This is a genomic window from Xanthomonas sp. WHRI 1810A (assembly GCF_040202885.1).
In the GTDB taxonomy this organism is placed as follows: domain Bacteria; phylum Pseudomonadota; class Gammaproteobacteria; order Pseudomonadales; family Pseudomonadaceae; genus Aquipseudomonas.
The window spans coordinates 1-16385 of record NZ_JBEGED010000029.1 but is presented as its reverse complement, the minus strand read 5'-3'; the positions used below and the strand labels follow the sequence as shown (position 1 = coordinate 16385).

Genomic DNA, 16385 nt, shown 5'->3' with positions numbered 1-16385 from the left:
ACTCCAGTATTTAGCCGATGCGGGCCCCTAACGGGTGGCGATATTGCAATCCGGTGGGAGGGAGCTTGCTCGCGATTACGCGCTCAAGGATGTTGCAGCTTTGCCTGAACTGCCGCATCGCGAGCAAGCTCCCTCCCACTGGGCCGCATCATTCAAAATGGCCGGGTTATCCTGTGTTGCGTATTACCAGGTCGGCTCGAAATCCGCCTTCGGCACGTCCATTTCCGCGCCGAGCCATTTCTTTTGCAGCGCGGCCAGGCGACCGTCGTCGTGCATCTTCAGGATGGCGGCATCCAGCGCGGCAATCAGGCTGTCCGCGTCGGTGTCCTTGCGACCCAGGTACGCGAAGTACGACTTCTTGCCGAATGGCGGTTGCACGACCTTGTACAGATTGCTGCGCTCAGCCGCGACGTAGGAAATGTTTGGCAGCGAGTTGGCCACCGCCACGATGCGCTTGGCCGCCAGGTCCGCGTACGCCTGGTTGTTGTCCACGTACTCGCGGATGGTGACCTTCTGCGGCAAGGTCTCGGCAAACTTCTTCAGCTCTTCCAGCTGCGCCGAACCTTTGCCCGCGCCCACGGTTTTGCCGGCGATGTCTTCAGGCTTGGTGATGCTGTCGTCCTTGGCGCCGACCATCAGCGCCACGGTGGCCTCGGCAATCGGGTAGACAAAGTGATACCGCTCTTTGCGTGCCTTGGTGACGATGATCGGCCCCGCCACGACGTCGAATTTCTTGGCTTCCAGCCCCGGCAGGACGCTGGGCCATGGCAGGTCGAGGAATTTGATCTTGACCCCCAGTTCCTTGCCCAACTGCTCAAACAGTTCGGCGTTCAGGCCTTTCTGCTTGCCCGCTTCGGTGAAGTCGAACGGGGCGAACTGCAGCTCGGTGCCCACCACCAGCTCACCGGCTTTTTTTACATCGGCCAGCTGGTCGGCGTGAGCCATCAGCGGCAGCAACGCCAGGGCTGCACTCAGGCCCAGGCCCTTGAACGTCTTGCTGAACAGAGAATCGACTTGCATGGGTTCGCTCCTAAGTAGATGCGGCTTGATCACGTGCAGTGGGGTGTTGTTGTTTACGTTTTCGGGTCCCGATGTCTCGCTGGATCAGTGCAGTTAGCGTGCCATACCGGTATAGACAACCTCGGCGCCCTCAGCCGAGGACCTTGCCCGGGTTGAGAATGCCGTTGGGGTCGAACGTGCTTTTCAGCTGGCGCATGACGGCCAGCGCTTCGTCGCTGACCGAGTGATGCAGAAACTCGCGCTTGAGCAGGCCGATGCCGTGCTCGGCGGACACCGCGCCGTCCAGTTCACCCACGGCGGCGTATACCAGTTCCTCGATCTCCAGGATCGGCGCCGGTTGCGGCAGCGAATGACAGTCCACGGTCAGGTGCAGGTTGCTGTCACCGATGTGGCCGAAATACACACTGTGGTTGCCCGGCCAGCGCGCGTGCAGGCGTTCGCGACACAGGTCGGCGAACTCACCGATCTGGCCGATGGGCAGGCTGATGTCGAAATTCAGGGGCGCCAGGCGGGTGGGAAATTCCGCCGTGGCTTCGCGAATCTTCCACAAGCCACGGGCCTGGGCGTGGGAGCTGGCGATGATGGCGTCCACCACTTCGTCGGCGTCCACCGCGTCGCTGAGGCTTTGTTCCAGCACCTCGCGGCGGGCGGACGATTCCAGCAGCACGTACAGCGGATGCTGGTCGGACATCGGCGCCACCGGGTTCTCCAGCCAGGACACCCCCATGCGGAAGAAGTCCTGCCACATCACTTCATACGCCTGGGGCGTGCCCGCGTCCCGCTGGATTCGCCGCAGCAAGGCCACGGCGCTGGCGTAGTCCGGCAGGGCGCAGAGCAGGGTGGTGGTGTCGCCGGGGGGCGGCGCGAGCTTCAAAACGGCGCGGGTGATCACCCCGAGCGTGCCTTCGCTGCCGATGAAGCACTGTTTCAGGTCATAACCGCAGTTGTTCTTGATCATCTTGTTCATCAGGTTCAACACGCGGCCGTCGGCCAGCACCACTTCCAGGCCAAGCACCAGTTCCCGGGTCATCCCGTAGCGAATCACCGCATTGCCGCCGGCGTTGGTGGCGATATTGCCGCCGATCTGACACGAGCCCCGTGCGCCGAGGTCCAGCGGAAACAGGTAACCGGCGTCGGCCACCGCTTGCTGAATCTCCTGGAGCGTGGTGCCGGCCCCGACACTGACCGTGGCGGCGGCGACATCGATTTCCTGGATACCCCGCAGGCGATCAAGGGACAGCGCGAAATCGCGGGTGGTCGGCTCTGCACCGCCGGCCAGCCCGGTCATGCCCCCTTGTGGCACCACCGGTTGCCCCGCGGCATTGCAGATGCGCAGCGCGGTGGACACTTCTTCGGTGCTGCGCGGCAGGATCAGCGCCGCCGGGCAGGCCGGGGCGTTTCGAGTCCAGTCGCTGTAATGACGCTGACTGATGGCCTCGCCGGTCAGGACCTGCGCGTCGCCCAGCGCCTGGCGCAGCTGCGAGAGGGTGTTTTCGACATCGGTCATCGGTTCAGCTCACGGTAAAGAAGGCGGAAGAAGGTGTCGGCGCAGTGGCGTGCAGTCGACTCAGGTCCGGCTGGCCGAGCAGGGCCAATGCCAAACGCAATTCATGGGCGAGCAGATCGAGGGCGTGGCCGGCGCCGGGCTGTCCGCCAGCGGCTACGCCATACAGCGTCGCCCGCCCCAGCAACACAGCGTCGGCCCCCAGCGCGCAGGCCTTGAGAATGTCGGTGCCCCGGCGAATCCCGCTGTCCAGCAGGATCGCCAGCTTGCCTTTGGCCACGGCAGCGATGGCCGGCAGGCACTCAATGCTGGCCGGGACGCCGTCCAGTTGCCGGCCGCCGTGATTGCTCACGACGATGCCGTCCAGCCCGAGGGCGACGGCCCGTTCGGCATCGGCCGGGTGCAACACGCCTTTGAGCAGCAGGCGCTGCGGCCAGTGATCACGCAGCCGCGCCAGGTAGTCCCAATCCAGGACGGTTTCCATCTGCGCGCCGATGAAATGCGCTGCTCCCGCGGCATTGCGCTGATCGGCCGGCAGGTAGCGGTCAAGGTTGGCCATGCTCGGCATGCCGTGGGGCCACAGCGCCTGGCGGATCCAGCGTGGATGGGCGAGCACGTCCAGTTTGTTGCGCAGGCTCAGCTGGCGCGGGCGGGTGAAATTGCGTTTGTCCCACTCGCGATTGCCCAGCAGCACCGCATCGCTGGTCAGCAGCAGGGTCTTGCAGCCCACCGCCTGGGACCGTTGCAGCAGATCGTCCTGTACGGCGGGTTCGCGCATGCAGTACAGCTGAAACCACAGGTTGACCTCGGGCACGGCGGCCACGATCTGTTCGAGGGAGTTGGTCGACACAGTGCTAAGGGTGAAGGGCAGGCCGCGCTCGGTGGCCGCGCGGGCCAGGTGAATGTCGGCGTCGCGGTAGAGCATGCCGTTGTAACCCGTAGGGCCGATGGCCATGGGCAGCGGCAATGCTTGGCCGAGGAGGGTGCGTCGGGTCTCGGTGACGTGGCAGGGGACCAGCGTCCGGGGCAACAGGCGGATGTCAGCGAACGCGTTGCGATTGCGCGCCAGAGTGAATTCTTCCTCGGCACCGCCTTCGAGGTACTCCCAGGCGAAGTGCGGCAAGCGGCAACGGGCCATCTGCGCCAGCTCGGCAATGCTGTGGGCGCGGCGGAAATCGGGGCCTGAGTGGTAGCGACGCATGAAGGTCCTTGATCGGCTGTCTATACAGCTGACGCAAGATGCAGGCCAGATCAGCTGCGCCGGGCACAGCTAGCGGGTGGCGGCCCGCTGCGGTAATGATGTTAAGCGGGTGCCCGAAACTGTCACCGAAAGTTGCACCGAATGTGTCCGGCTGCACGGTGTTGGGGCGTGTTGGAACCGAATGTGCAGGCGCTCGATGATCCCGTGGGAGCGGACCTGTCCGCGAAAAGGCCGGTACATGCACCCGAGATGCATCGCTGCTTACATTGCATTCGCGGACTGGTCCGCTCCCACGTGGAATGGCGTTAATGCTTCCGATTCGGCGCATCGTCCTCGGACAGTGATGAAGCAAACAACGCGGCACAGTAAATGCTTCACCTGTCTATACAGCCCCCTTTCACGTTGTTTTCGATTCAGCGACAGGAGCCCCGCATGACGGTCTCAGCCAACCTTCCCCTGATTGACATGGCCGGCGTGCGCGAGGGCGACCCGGCGAGTATCCAGCGTGCCGGCGATGCGATCCGTCAGGCCTGCAGCGAGGTCGGTTTCTTCTACATCATCAATCATGGCGTGCCGCAGGAAGTGATCGACCAGGCCATGGCTGCTGCCAAGACCTTCTTCGCCCACCCGCCGGAGGTCAAACGCCAGGTCGCGGTCAACAAGCGCCATCGCGGCTGGCACGCACTGGGCGGGGCGCTGATGTATGAAGCGACCAAACCGGATTTCAAGGAATTCTTCAGCATGGGCCTGGAGTTGCCGGAGGACGACCCGAGCGTGCTGGCGGGCGAAGCGTTGCGCGGCCCCAATCAATGGCCGGCGTTCATGCCGGAGCTGCGCGTGGCGCTGGATGCGTATTACGTGCAGATAGGTCGCGCCGGGGCGGATCTGTTGAAAGCCGTGGCGGTGGGGCTGGGCATCGAACCGGATTTTTTCGCGCCGAAATATGGCAAGCGCCTGCAGCGCACGCAGATGGTGTATTACCCGCCGCACCCGCCCAGGGCCGACACCGATCAGTTCGGCGTGGCGCCCCACACCGATTACGGTTGCATCACCTTGCTCTATCAGGACAACAGCGGCGGTTTGCAGGTGCGGGAATTGGGTTCCAACCGCTGGATTGACGCCACGCCCATAGAGGGCAGCCTGGTGGTCAACGTCGGCGACCTGCTGGGGCGCTGGTCCAATGACCGTTTCCGCTCGACCCTGCACCGGGTCATCAACCAGTCCGGGCACGAGCGCTATTCCATCGCGACCTTTTATGACCCGACGTACAGCGCGGTGGTGGACCCGTGTGATCTGGGGATTGAAGCGACGGCGAGTTTGTACCCACCGGTGGCGGCGGGGGACTACATCCTCAAGCGGATTGATGACTCGATGGCGTATCGGAAAAGCGCTCTGTAATTGTAGGAGCGCGCTTGCCCGCGATGCGGTATGCCTGTGACGTAAGTGTCGTCTGGCACGACGTCATCGCGGGCAAGCGCGCTCCTACAGATGTGAGTCAGATCACCGCCAGAATTGCCTTGATCACCGCATCAATGTTGCCCTTGTTCAGCGCCGCCACGCAGATCCGACCGGTGTCCAGGGCGTAGATTCCGAACTCGCTGCGCAAGCGCTGGCACTGTTCAACGGTCAGGCCGGAGTAGGAAAACATGCCGCGCTGACGTGCGACGAAGCTGAAGTCCTGCCCCTGGGGATTGCCCGCCAGACGCTGGGTGATTTCTTCGCGCATCCCGCGAATCCGCAGGCGCATTTCCCCCAGTTCCTCTTCCCACTGCGCGCGCAGTTCCGGGCTTAGAAGCACCGCCGCGACGATGCTGGCGCCGTGGGTTGGCGGGTTGGAGTAGTTGGTGCGGATCACCCGCTTGACCTGGGACAGGACCCGCGCGGTTTCTTCCCTGGAGTCGGTAACGATCGACAGTGCGCCGACACGCTCGCCGTACAGCGAGAATGATTTGGAGAACGAGCTCGACGCGAAGAAGGTCAAACCCGAATCGGCAAACAGGCGCACGGCGGCGGCGTCTTCATCGATGCCGTCACCGAAACCCTGGTAAGCCAGGTCGAGAAATGGCACGTGACCTTTGCTCTTGAGCACCTCGAGCACTTTTTTCCAGTCATCGAGGGTCAGGTCCACGCCGGTCGGGTTATGGCAGCAGGCGTGCAGCACAACGATGGAGCCCGACGGCAGGTCTTGCAGGTCTTCGAGCATGCCTGCGCGGTTGACGTCGTGGGTGGCTGCGTCGTAGTAGCGATAGTTCTGGACCGGGAAACCGGCGTTCTCGAACAGGGCGCGGTGGTTTTCCCAGCTCGGGTCGCTGATGGCGACGATGGCGTCCGGCGACAGCTGCTTGAGGAAGTCGGCGCCGATTTTCAGGGCGCCCGTGCCGCCGACAGCCTGGACGGTCAGTGCGCGGCCCGAGGCGAGCAAGGAGGAATCGGCCCCGAACAGCAGGGTCTGCACGGCTTTGTCGTAGGCGGCGATGCCGTCGATGGGCAAGTAACCGCGGGGCAGGTGTTGAGCAACGCGAATGGCCTCGGCTTCGGCAACGGCACGCAGAAGCGGAATTTTCCCCTCTTCGTTGCTGTAGACGCCAACACCCAGATTGACCTTGGTCGTTCGGGTATCGGCGTTGAATGCTTCGTTGAGGCCCAGGATTGGATCGCGTGGTGCCATTTCGACAGCGGAGAAGAGGCTCATTTTTGCGGCAGCTCTGAATGGGAGTGGAGGGGGGCATCGCTCCGGCCGTATGCACTAGAGCGGTGCGCAAACGGGGAGTCAGTATAGAGAGCATCGTCGGTGGGGGCGACAGCCGGACAGGGGTTTTTTCAAGATATTTCGGATTAATTCCTGACCGCTAATCGTGTGGCGGTCAGCAATCTGCATCAGGCGGCTTGAAAGGTTGAGTTGGCGACTCCATCTGTAGTCCCATCACTACATTTCACGTGCGTCTTTTCCTTGACGGGATCAGCCGTCTGCGCTCATTTCGTGTCGGTAGTGTCCTGCGCCGCCGTGCGAACCAAGAGGTTATTTATGTCCGAGTTTCAGCTCGTAACCCGTTTTGAGCCAGCCGGTGATCAGCCGGAGGCGATTCGTCAGATGGTCGAAGGCATTGAGGCAGGGCTGTCGCACCAGACCCTGCTGGGGGTGACCGGCTCGGGCAAGACGTTCAGCATCGCTAACGTCATCGCACAGGTGCAGCGTCCGACCCTGGTGCTGGCGCCGAACAAAACCCTGGCCGCCCAGCTGTACGGCGAGTTCAAGGCGTTCTTCCCGAACAACGCGGTGGAGTATTTCGTCTCCTACTACGACTACTACCAACCCGAAGCCTATGTGCCGTCGTCCGACACCTTCATCGAGAAGGATGCCTCGATCAACGACCACATCGAGCAGATGCGACTGTCCGCGACCAAGGCCTTGCTGGAGCGCAAGGACGCGATCATCGTCACCACCGTGTCGTGCATCTACGGTCTGGGCAGCCCGGAAACCTACCTGCGCATGGTGTTGCACGTGGACCGCGGCGACAAACTCGATCAGCGGGCGCTGCTGCGTCGGCTGGCGGACCTGCAGTACACCCGCAACGACATGGATTTTGCCCGCGCAACCTTCCGCGTCAGGGGCGATGTGATTGACATCTTCCCGGCCGAATCCGACCTGGAAGCGATCCGCATCGAGCTGTTCGACGACGAAGTGGAAAACATCTCTGCGTTTGACCCGCTCACCGGCGAGGTCATCCGCAAGCTGCCGCGCTTCACGTTTTACCCCAAGAGCCACTACGTCACGCCCCGCGAGACGTTGCTGGACGCCATGGAAAACATCAAGGTCGAGCTAGGCGAACGCCTTGAATACCTGCGCGGTGCCAACAAGCTGGTGGAAGCGCAGCGGCTGGAGCAGCGCACACGGTTCGACCTGGAGATGATTCTGGAGTTGGGCTACTGCAACGGCATCGAAAACTACTCGCGCTACCTGTCCGGCCGGCCGTCTGGTGCGCCGCCTCCGACGCTGTACGACTACCTGCCGGCCGATGCGCTGCTGGTCATCGACGAATCCCACGTCAGCGTGCCGCAGGTCGGTGCGATGTACAAAGGCGACCGTTCGCGCAAGGAAACCCTGGTGGAATACGGCTTCCGCCTGCCGTCGGCGCTGGACAACCGGCCCATGCGGTTTGACGAATGGGAAAGCATCAGCCCGCAGACCATTTTCGTGTCGGCGACACCTGGCAATTACGAAGCCGAACACGCGGGGCGAGTCATCGAACAGGTGGTGCGTCCCACCGGCCTGGTGGACCCACAGATCGAAGTGCGTCCGGCGCTGACCCAGGTCGATGATCTGCTGTCCGAAATCGCCAAGCGGGTGGCCCTGGAGGAGCGGGTGCTGGTCACCACGCTGACCAAGCGCATGTCCGAAGACTTGACCGACTACCTGGCCGACCACGGCGTGCGCGTGCGTTACCTGCACTCGGACATCGACACCGTTGAGCGCGTAGAGATCATCCGCGACCTGCGGCTGGGCACCTTCGACGTGCTGGTGGGCATCAACCTGCTGCGTGAAGGCCTGGACATGCCTGAAGTGTCGCTGGTGGCGATTCTCGACGCCGACAAGGAAGGCTTCCTGCGCTCCGAGCGCTCGCTGATCCAGACCATCGGCCGCGCCGCGCGTAACCTCAACGGCCGCGCCATCCTCTACGCCGACCGCATGACCGGCTCCATGGAACGCGCCATCGGCGAGACCGACCGACGTCGCGACAAGCAAATCGCCTTCAACCTCGAACACGGCATCACCCCCAAAGGCGTGTTCAAGGACGTCGCCGACATCATGGAAGGCGCCACCGTCCCCGGCTCACGCAGCAAAAAGCGCAAAGGCATGGCCAAGGCCGCCGAGGAAAGCGCCAAATACGAAGCCGAACTGCGCTCACCCAGCGAAATCACCAAACGCATCCGGCAGCTGGAAGAGAAGATGTACCAGCTTGCGCGGGACCTTGAGTTTGAGGCTGCGGCGCAGATGCGGGATGAGATTGGTAAGTTAAGGGAGCGGTTGTTGGTGGTTTGATGGTGACGGCATTCCCAGCTTCTATTTGTCTGGGAATGCCGTCAAGAATAAGTAGATTCTGCATGGCTGGGCTATATTCATATGTGTTAATTCCTGTTCGCACTGGGCTTATAGGAATGATAGTTCTCTGTCGTTTTATTGGGTAATTACCCGATGTAGGTGCTTCCTCTTTGATATGTCAAAGCCACGCAAGACAAAGTGAACGACCAGTCGATGCCGGAGAGCTCGATAAGTAAATTGTTACCCTGCCTGCTGCAGGTAGCTTCGGCGAAATCAAATCCGTTCCAGTTGTTTATTTCTACCTCGCGGATACCGACGCCAATCATTTCAAAAACGATAACGTCGTAATTTTTTCCCCAGGTTCCCCATTTCGCCGTTTCAACAGCGGGCTTTAATCTTGTGTGAATTTTGAGAGTGAACTGTCCCTGATCGAGAGAAAACTGTCCAATTAGGAAGTTTTTTATGCCCTCCGGGAATATCTTTTTGAGGAAAAGATTGTTATCGATACAATCAATTACATCCATTTTTCGACCTCACATATCAAAGTTGTAGTGCCCGTGCGTGCCTTCGATGGATCCCGTTCGCATGTTGTCGCTAGGCCTAACGTTAAAATGAGGTTCTGCACCTCGTAGTGGCTCCGCTTTAATATGTCCGTAGTTGTGTTCTTGAATTATTACGGTTGAGCCTTTATTGCTCACAAAATGGTAGTCTCGAGTTTGAACGATCTCCCAGTTCTTTTTATAAACGTAGTCACCGTACCCGTCTTCCAATTTCTGTTTAACAATCGCCTTAGGAATTTGACTCGCGGGGATTCCGGCGTCTAGCCTGGCCTGCCTAAATGCATCTCTCCGACTCGTCCCCTGATACGAGGTCTTCTTCCCTGGTACGCAACTCCAACCCCAAGGATCAATCCACCCCACCGGGTTAGGCGCATATTGGTACAGATTCAGCCCGCCCGACAAGCCGATCGGGTCGGGGGTGGTGAAGCGGCCGATGTCGGGGTCGTAGTAGCGGAAGGTGTTGTGGTGCAGGCCTGTTTCGCGGTCCAGGTACTGGCCCTGGAACCTCAGGTTCTGCTCGGTACAGTCCTGTGTGCGGGTTTCCTGGGTGGTGGTGCCCCAGGTCTGGAAGGTCGCGCTCCAGACACGTTCGCCGCTGGGGTCGGTCAGTCGTTCGGGCAGGCCGTTGAGGTCGTTGTGGAAGTAGCGCACGCGGTGGTGTTCGCCGGTCCCGTCCACCCGGGCCAGGGGTTCGTGGCCGTCCTCGACGTAGAGATAGAGGCTGCTTTGGCCGTAACGCTGTTCTTGCAGCAGGCGCAGGCCATCCCAGGTGAATCGGGTGTCGCCCAGTTCAAAGCCGTCGCGGTTATGTTCGGTTTTGCGGACGCGCCGCCCCAGCGGGTCGTAGGTCATGCGCACGACCTTGCCGTGCGGGTTTGTGACTTCGATCAGCCGGTGTTCGGCGTCGTAGGCGAAGGTTTGCCGGCCGTGGCGGCGGCTGTGTTTTTCGACCAGCCGACCAAAGCCGTCGTAGCGGTAGCGCTTGTCCTGATAGGTCAGCAACTGGTTGTGCGCGACTCGCCCGCCTTTGTGCTTCGGGCCGTCCAGCAGGTTGGCCGCAGCGTCGTAGGCAAAGGTTTCCAGCAGCCCGGCGCGGGAGTCCTGGGTGTTGAGAATCCGCTGGGTGGCGTCGTAGCCCAGCAAATGACGCAGCCGCGACTGGCGGTCCCGGCGTTCGATGAGGTTGTCGGTCGGGTCGTAGCCGTACTCGGTGTCGCCGTACGCTGGCATTGATCGTCGTGGGTCGAGCATGCGGCACTGTCGGCCGGACAGGCGTCCGGTCCGGTCGTACTCGGTGACGGTTGAGATTTGCCCTTGGGTACGCAGCACTTCACGGTGCAGGCGGTCGCGTTCGAAATCACAGATCAACTGCCCGTCGAGGTTGATCTGGTGCAGGTGGCCACTGCCGTAGTGCAGGCGGTTGATCCAGCGGCCGTCCGGGAGGTGGGTGCGGGCGCGGTTGCCCAGTTCATCGTACTGATGCTTCAGAACGCCGGCTGACGACCATTCTTCCAGCAGTTGTCCGAGCGCGTCATAGACGAACCCCAGCGCCTGTTCGGCGCCTGCGGTGTCGGTAAAGCCGATGCCTGTCAGCTGGTCCGCGTCGTCGTATTGGTATTCGCTACGACCGTCGGCCGTGACCTTCGCCGTCAGGCGCCCCAGCGCATCGTGCTCGAACCGGTGCTCAATGGGCTCTTCGTCGCTGCCGGGCACGGGCACATGCAGCACCCGGTTCACATTGCCCAGCGCGTCATAGCCATAGCGCCGACCGCTGCCGTCCAGGTCCCGCTGGGCGATCAGGCGGTCGCCGGCATCCCAGCCAAACCCGTAGCGCTCGCCGTTTTCATTGGTCAGTGCCCGCAACCGACCGTAGTCGTCATAGCTGAACTGCACCCGGCGCTGGTGCGCATCGATGCGTTGCCGGACCTGACCGCGTCCGTCGTATTCATAACCGGTCGCGCCGCCCGCCGCATCGATGTAGCGGGTGAGCGCGCCGCTGCGCGCGTACTCAAAGCGCTCGGTCCGCCCATCGTCCAGTTGGCGCTGCAGCAGGTGACCGCAGGCATCGTGCTGATAGGTGGTGCGCTTGCCCAGTGCATCGATCACGGTCTGCAGATGGCCACGGTGGTCGTATTCGAACCGCGTGGCATGGCCCGAACAGTCGGTGTGTTCGGTCAGATGACCCAGCGCATCCCAGTGCAGCGTTCGGCGCTTGCCGGCCGGGTCGATGACTTCGATCACTTGGCCATAGGCGTCGTATCGGTAACGGGTGACATGCCCCAACGGATCGGTGAGCAGGGTGCAGTTGCCGCGCTTGTCGTAGCGGTAGTGCCAGCTTCGGCCGGCCGTGTCGGTTTCAGCCAGGGGCAGCGCCCAATGCTCGAGAAACACCGTCGCGTCGCTGCGCCCGAGCGGGTCCTGCGTGGAACACAGGTTGCCGGCGTCGTCGTAGCGGTACTGCCACTGCCCGCCCTGGGGATCGATGGCGCCCAGCAACTGGCGCTCATCGTTCCACTCAAACTGCCAGCGGTGGCCGAGGTTGTCGGTGTAGTCGGTGATCTGCTGCTGGGCGTTCCAGCGCCGGGTGCTGACACGGCCGAGGCCGTCGGTGACCACAGTCGTCCCGGCGTTCAGGTCGTAGTCGAAGCGGTAGGCATCACCCTCGTCGGTCCAGTGCTCGACCACCCGCCATTCACGGCCCTCGATCAACGCCCACTGATAAAAGCAGCGCAGGCCGCTGGGCAGCCGGTGCTCGACCATGCGCTGCTCGCGGTAGACGAACTGTCGCCGGGTCTGGCCCAGCGCGTCCGTCACTTCAATCAAATTGCCCTGAGCGTCGTAGTCGTAACGGGCCAGCACTTCGCGACGGTCGTCGACGTAGAGGCGTTCCAGGTGGCTGACCCGCCGTGGCCACTGCGCCGAATACACCACCCGCAGGCGCACGATATTGAAGGTGTCGCGCACATGAATCAGGCGCCCGGCTTCGTCGTAATCGAGAAAGATCCGGTTGTCGTTGCGATCCCCCAGCTGGGTCAGGCGTAAGGCTTGGGGGTCGGAAGCAACCGGCTCAAACAACCGATAACACCCGTCCTCGCTCTCGATCAGCAACGGGCCGTTGTCATGCCGGCGCACCGCCAGGCCTTCTCCGGCGCTGTACACCGCGTTGCCCGGCGCAACCCAGCCCATGTCGATCGACCGCGCCTGCTCGTCGGTGTAGATCAGCCGTTCGCCGCCCTCGGGGTGCGGCTCGATGCACACGCTGATTTCAAACCCGACGCTCCAGCCCGCGCCAAACATCCCGTCAGTCCGTGTGTCGCGGCTGTTGTAAAACCGCTGCCAGGCCACCGGAAAAATCCCCGGGATGAACACGTCAAGTTCCTCGGCATCGCCCAGCACCTTGGCGCCTGTCGCCGCATGCACCGGGTTCGGCGCGGCGCTCATGGCCCGGTTCAGCGCGCCGATGGCCTGGCTGGTGGCAAAGCCGTTGACGCCGCTGAGCGCCATGCACGGCAGGTTGCTGACGAAGGCGCCGCGGCCGCCGCGCAGCAGCATCAGGGCGCTGACCGCCATGCCCACGCCCGGCGTCTTGCCGCTGCGCACCTGACGCACCACCACCGTGGGGCCGCCGATGATTACGTTGGGCGAAATCCGCCCCGAAGAGACCACCGTCGCACCACAACTGCTGCGGTCGCCGCTGCGCACGGCGGGCTGGCCGTTGATGAACACCGTGGCCGAGCCTTCGGCCAGTAACGGCAGGGGCATGGCCGGGTGCCGCGTGCAGGCGATCTGGTCCAGCGGCTTTGGCACCACGCCGGGCGCAGGTTCGGCCAGGGTCGGGCGCAACAGCTCGGAAAAGAACCCGGCGGCCATGTCCAGGTAACTGGGGTCGGCCTCGTCGTTGTCGTATTTGGCGGGCGAGACATCGGACGGCGTACCGGCTGCACGTGCCGCGGGCAAGCCATTGATGAAGGTGTCGGGCGAGCCGGTGAGGATGGTGGCGGCCGGCTCCGGCGGGAACAGCGCGTTGCCAATGCCTTCGCACAGGCGGCTGAGGTTGCTGTCCAGGCCGCTCTGGCTCATGGCGACGCCCACGGCCACGCCGACCACGGCGCCGAGCACGCAGGCGCCCAGACCGCCGGTGACCACCGTCACCCCGGTGGCCGCAACCACGGCAGCCGTCGCCAACGCACCGACGGCGGCAAAGGCTGCCACTTCGAGCACGCCGCCGAGGAGATCGGCCATGACCGAGGTGTGGGACAGGGCATCGCCCTGGCGGGCGGCCCACTGTGGGTCAGACATCCGCAGTGCTCACAGCCACCGGCGTGTGCTTCACAGAACTGCCTCAAAGCGCAGCGAGCCTTTGATCGCCGCCCAATGCGCTGCGTCAGCCTCGCCCAACGGCTCGGCCTTGACGTAGCTGAGCGCCAGCATCTGGCGTGTGCCGGGCACCACCAGCACCAGTTGGTATTGAAATACCCGTTCGGAGGCCTTGCTGAACTGGCTGAGCAATTCCAGTGCTTCGATACTGCCCGCTTCGCCCACGAACACGGTCTCAAACGGCTGGAACTGCAACGCCTGCACGCTTTGCTCAAGGCGTTTGAGTTGCCCGTCGAAGTTGCCGCGCAAGGTTTCACCTTTGGCCAGCATGCTGCGGCTGACGATCAGCGACGTGCCGGATTCGGCAAATTTGAGGATGTTGATGGACGCGTCTTGAACGTCCGAATGGGGGAGAGCGAACCGGCACTCATTGAGCCGGTAGGAGAGGGTGTCTGACATTCCATGGATTCGCGCTGGGGGAAAGGGCGCGAATGTAAGGGGGTAAAACGGCGCTGTCTGAGTGCTGAAACACAAAAAGCGAGGGCCATGAGGTTTTCAGAATCGGCCTACGAATCAACGGCTCCAGGTCCTATCTTCGGCAGCGAAAAACCGTCAGCACGCTTTCCAAATGTCGATGACAACCCTTTGGTGGCGCCGGCCAGGCAAGGGCGATGAGGTGAAGCCGGTCATTGTCCATACCGCCGGTTTCAATGGATTTCCGGCCGCCCTTGACGCCCGGCGCTGGAGCCGCAAGGGCTGCGCCTGTTAAGCTTCGCGGCTTGTTCGACCTATTCGGAATTCTCCATGACCACCGTTCGCACCCGCATCGCGCCGTCGCCCACCGGCGATCCCCACGTTGGCACGGCCTACATCGCGCTCTTCAATTATTGCTTTGCCAAGCAACACGGCGGTGAGTTCATCCTGCGCATCGAAGACACCGATCAGCTGCGTTCGACCCGTGAGTCGGAACAGCAGATTTTCGACGCGCTGCGCTGGCTGGGCATCGAATGGAGCGAAGGCCCGGACGTGGGCGGACCGCACGGCCCGTACCGTCAGAGCGAGCGGGGCGATATTTATAAGCAGTACACCCAGCAGTTGGTCGACGCCGGTCACGCGTTCCCGTGCTTCTGTACCAGTGAAGAACTGGACCAGATGCGCGCCGAGCAGACGGCCCGTGGCGAAACACCGCGCTACGATGGCCGCGCGTTGTTGCTTTCGCCTGAAGAAGTGGCACGCCGTCTGGCCGCTGGCGAGCCCCACGTGATCCGCATGAAGGTGCCGAGCGAAGGCGTGTGCGTGGTGCCGGACATGCTGCGCGGTGAAGTTGAAATTCCGTGGGACCGCATGGACATGCAGGTTCTGATGAAGACCGACGGCTTGCCGACGTACTTCCTGGCCAACGTCGTCGACGACCACCTGATGGGCATCACCCACGTGCTGCGCGGCGAAGAGTGGCTGCCGTCGGCACCAAAACTGATCCTGCTTTACGAGTATTTCGGCTGGGAAAAGCCGGCGCTGTGTTACATGCCGCTGCTGCGCAACCCGGACAAAAGCAAGCTCTCCAAGCGCAAGAACCCGACCTCGGTGACGTTCTACGAGCGCATGGGTTTTATGCCTGAAGCAATGCTCAATTACCTGGGTCGCATGGGCTGGTCGATGCCGGACGAGCGCGAGAAGTTCTCCCTCGGTGAAATGGTCGAGCATTTCGACCTGTCCCGAGTGTCCCTGGGCGGGCCGATTTTCGACATCGAAAAACTGTCGTGGCTCAACGGCCAGTGGCTGCGCGAGTTGCCGGTGGACGAGTTCGCCAGCCGGCTACGCACCTGGGCGTTCAACAGCGACTACATGATGAAGATTGCTCCCCATGTGCAGGGCCGCGTGGAGACATTCAGCCAGGTCGTTCCGCTGGGCGGGTTTTTCTTTGCCGGTGGCGTGACCCCGGACCTCAAACTGTTCGAGCACAAAAAGCTGTCGCCCGATCAGGTGCGTCAGGTGATTCAGTTGATCCTCTGGAAGCTGGAGTCTTTGCGTCAGTGGGAGAAGGACCGGATCACCGGTTGCATCCAGGCGGTGGTCGAGCATCTTGAGCTCAAACTGCGGGATGCCATGCCGTTGATGTTTGCCGCCATCACCGGTCAGGCGAACTCGGTGTCGGTGACTGACGCCATGGAAATTCTCGGGCCTGACCTGACACGCTTCCGTTTGCGTCAGGCGCTGGACCTGCTGGGCGGCGTGTCGAAGAAAGAAAACAAAGAGTGGGAAAAAGTGCTCGGCGCCATCGCCTGAGCAGGGGGCAGCCACTGCGTCTGCCGTTGACGGAGGCGCAGTGACCGACCCGTGCCCCGTTCTGCGGGGGAGGGTGGTAAGTGTTTGTTATCCCGGAAAATTCTTTTGCAGGTTGTTCAAAAAGAATTTGACAGCTACATGGGTCGCACTTAATATGCGCCCCGTCCACACGGCAACACAGAAACACGACGGTAACGAGGTGCGTTCTGATAGCCAAATGTGGGGCTTTAGCTCAGCTGGGAGAGCGCCTGCATGGCATGCAGGAGGTCAGCGGTTCGATCCCGCTAAGCTCCACCAATTTCAGGTTTCAAGGTTTGGCCAAACGGCCTTGAAATTGTAAGTGTCAGGTCGATACCAGCTTCGACCGGATACAGAAGGGTTTGCGTCCCCTTCGTCTAGTGGCCTAGGACACCGCCCTTTCACGGCGGTAACAGGGGTTCGAGTCCCCTAGGGGAC

General features: G+C 62.2%; 10 protein-coding genes and 2 tRNA genes. 5 read left to right on the top strand and 7 right to left on the bottom strand.

Annotation, left to right across the window (positions count from 1 at the left end; genetic code table 11):
• Positions 1-183: 183 nt before the first annotated feature.
• From ABQX22_RS25885 to ABQX22_RS25875, 3 genes are all read right to left on the bottom strand, one after another.
• Entirely contained in the window at positions 184-1020 is an 837-nt protein-coding gene (locus ABQX22_RS25885) for a transporter substrate-binding domain-containing protein (RefSeq protein WP_349802714.1), read from the bottom strand.
• Between the two features lie 130 nt (positions 1021-1150).
• Complete coding sequence (locus tag ABQX22_RS25880) at positions 1151-2527, bottom strand: FAD-binding oxidoreductase (protein ID WP_349802713.1); 1377 nt, start codon at positions 2525-2527, stop codon at positions 1151-1153.
• Between the two features lie 4 nt (positions 2528-2531).
• Positions 2532-3725 (bottom strand): alpha-hydroxy acid oxidase, encoded by a 1194-nt coding sequence (locus ABQX22_RS25875; RefSeq protein WP_349802712.1) that lies wholly within the window; start codon positions 3723-3725, stop codon positions 2532-2534.
• 432 nt (positions 3726-4157) lie between these two features.
• Here ABQX22_RS25875 and ABQX22_RS25870 point away from each other — a divergent pair, with 432 nt between their 5' ends.
• Positions 4158-5123 (top strand): isopenicillin N synthase family dioxygenase, encoded by a 966-nt coding sequence (locus ABQX22_RS25870; RefSeq protein WP_349802711.1) that lies wholly within the window; start codon positions 4158-4160, stop codon positions 5121-5123.
• A gap of 97 nt (positions 5124-5220) precedes the next feature.
• On the opposite strand, the gene ABQX22_RS25865 is transcribed toward ABQX22_RS25870, so the two are convergent.
• Complete coding sequence (locus tag ABQX22_RS25865; protein ID WP_349802710.1) at positions 5221-6417, bottom strand: amino acid aminotransferase; 1197 nt, start codon at positions 6415-6417, stop codon at positions 5221-5223.
• Positions 6418-6750: 333 nt separating this feature from the next.
• On the opposite strand from ABQX22_RS25865, the gene uvrB reads away from it, so the two are divergent.
• A complete protein-coding gene (uvrB, locus tag ABQX22_RS25860; protein ID WP_349802709.1) occupies positions 6751-8766 on the top strand; it encodes an excinuclease ABC subunit UvrB in 2016 nt (671 codons plus the stop codon).
• Positions 8767-8912: 146 nt separating this feature from the next.
• Here uvrB and ABQX22_RS25855 read toward each other — a convergent pair whose 3' ends face one another.
• From ABQX22_RS25855 to ABQX22_RS25845, 3 genes are read right to left on the bottom strand one after another with little or no spacing between them, the layout of a single operon-like run.
• Complete coding sequence (locus ABQX22_RS25855) at positions 8913-9290, bottom strand: hypothetical protein (protein WP_349802708.1); 378 nt, start codon at positions 9288-9290, stop codon at positions 8913-8915.
• 9 nt (positions 9291-9299) lie between these two features.
• A complete protein-coding gene (locus ABQX22_RS25850; protein WP_349802707.1) occupies positions 9300-13625 on the bottom strand; it encodes an RHS repeat-associated core domain-containing protein in 4326 nt (1441 codons plus the stop codon).
• A 30-nt stretch (positions 13626-13655) separates the two neighbouring features.
• Complete coding sequence (locus ABQX22_RS25845; protein ID WP_349802706.1) at positions 13656-14102, bottom strand: DcrB-related protein; 447 nt, start codon at positions 14100-14102, stop codon at positions 13656-13658.
• Positions 14103-14447: 345 nt separating this feature from the next.
• Here ABQX22_RS25845 and gltX point away from each other — a divergent pair, with 345 nt between their 5' ends.
• The 3 genes from gltX to ABQX22_RS25830 all read left to right on the top strand — a co-directional run bounded on the left by gltX (position 14448) and on the right by ABQX22_RS25830 (position 16385).
• Entirely contained in the window at positions 14448-15929 is a 1482-nt protein-coding gene (gene gltX, locus ABQX22_RS25840) for a glutamate--tRNA ligase (RefSeq protein WP_349802705.1), read from the top strand.
• A gap of 221 nt (positions 15930-16150) precedes the next feature.
• Positions 16151-16226, top strand: a tRNA-Ala gene (locus tag ABQX22_RS25835).
• Positions 16227-16313: 87 nt separating this feature from the next.
• Positions 16314-16385 (top strand) — tRNA-Glu (locus ABQX22_RS25830).